The organism is Nocardiopsis sp. TNDT3 (assembly GCF_003427465.1).
Taxonomy (GTDB): Bacteria; Actinomycetota; Actinomycetes; order Streptosporangiales; family Streptosporangiaceae; genus Nocardiopsis; species Nocardiopsis dassonvillei.
The window spans coordinates 1-1,280 of sequence record NZ_QPFC01001305.1 but is presented as its reverse complement, the minus strand read 5'-3'; the positions used below and the strand labels follow the sequence as shown (position 1 = coordinate 1,280).

Sequence of the window (1,280 nt, the reverse complement as noted above, 5' to 3'; positions counted from 1 at the left end):
CCCGCAGACAGCTCTCGCGCCTGTCGCGCCTGCGGCGGCTCCTGTACTCCGCCCTGGCCGTCGTCCTCTGCGCGAGCGGCCTCTCCGCCGCCGCCGTCACCCCCGCCCGGGCCGCCGACATCGACACCGGCGCCTACTACGTCCTGCGCAACCAGCACAGCGGCCTGGTCGCCGACGTCGAGAGCGCCGGAACCCAGGACGGCGCGCGGATCATCCAGTGGGAACGCACCGACCGCCCCTGGCAGCAGTTCCGCTTCGTCCCCTCCGGCGACGGCTACTACCGCCTCGTCAACCGCCACAGCGGTAAGGCCGTCGACGTCTGGGAGCACTCCACCGCCAACGGCGCCGAGATCCGCCAGTTCACCGATCTCGGCAACGCCAACCAGCAGTGGCGCCCCGTGGACACCGGCGGCGGCGTCCAGCTGATCAACCGCCTCAGCGGCAAGGCCCTGGAGGTCTGGGAGTGGAGCACCACCCCGGGCGACCGCCTGTCGCAGTACGACTCCCTCGGCGGAGCCAACCAGGTCTGGGACCTGGTCCGCGTGGACGACACCGGCGGTGGGGGAGACGGCGACTGCGGCAGCGGCTCCCACCACGCCGAAGCGGTGCGGAACGGCTCCACCTGGACCGCCCGCAACGGCGGCAGCACCGTCTACACCGGCGGCGACATGCTCGCCGCCATGCGCGCGGCCGTCGGCAGCCTCGACTCCGGCCGCACCTCCCAGCAGCGCGTGGTGGTGCGCGGATCCGGTTCCATGCCCGCCAACACCTCGCTCGACCTGCCCAGCCACACCTCACTGGAGGTATGCGGCACCATCCACGTGTCCGGGTCGGTGGGCGCCGACCACGCCGCCGTCCGGATCCGCAACGCCCAGAACGTCTCCGTCCCCCACCTGTCCGTGACCGGCTCGCCGTACTTCGGCGTCTTCGTGCGCGGCTCGCAGAACGTCCACTTCGGCCAGATCGACCTGCGCCTGTCCAGCGGCCTGGGCATGCGCATCGACAGCCGGGGCAGCGACGCCAACCGCACCACGCGCGACATCAGCATCGACGACGTGTACGTGTCGGGCACCGACAACCACGGCGTGGAGACCTACAGCGTGGACGGCCTGGACATCGGCACCGTCACGGCCCGCGACACCGGCTACTCGGGCCTGCTGCTCAACAACACCGTCAACGCCACGGTGGACCGGGTGGACGCCGAGGGCGCCGGGACCGGAACCGGCTACGCGGCCTTCCGCATGGCCAACCGCAACGGGCGGATCGGCAGCGACTACCCG

General features: G+C 72.0%; 1 protein-coding gene. It reads left to right on the top strand.

All coding sequences use genetic code 11. The annotated features are described in order from the left end of the window. Window positions 1-20 precede the first annotated feature (20 nt). A partial coding sequence (locus DQW06_RS29335; protein ID WP_232833181.1) for an RICIN domain-containing protein occupies window positions 21-1,280 on the top strand: 1,260 nt, incomplete at its 3' end.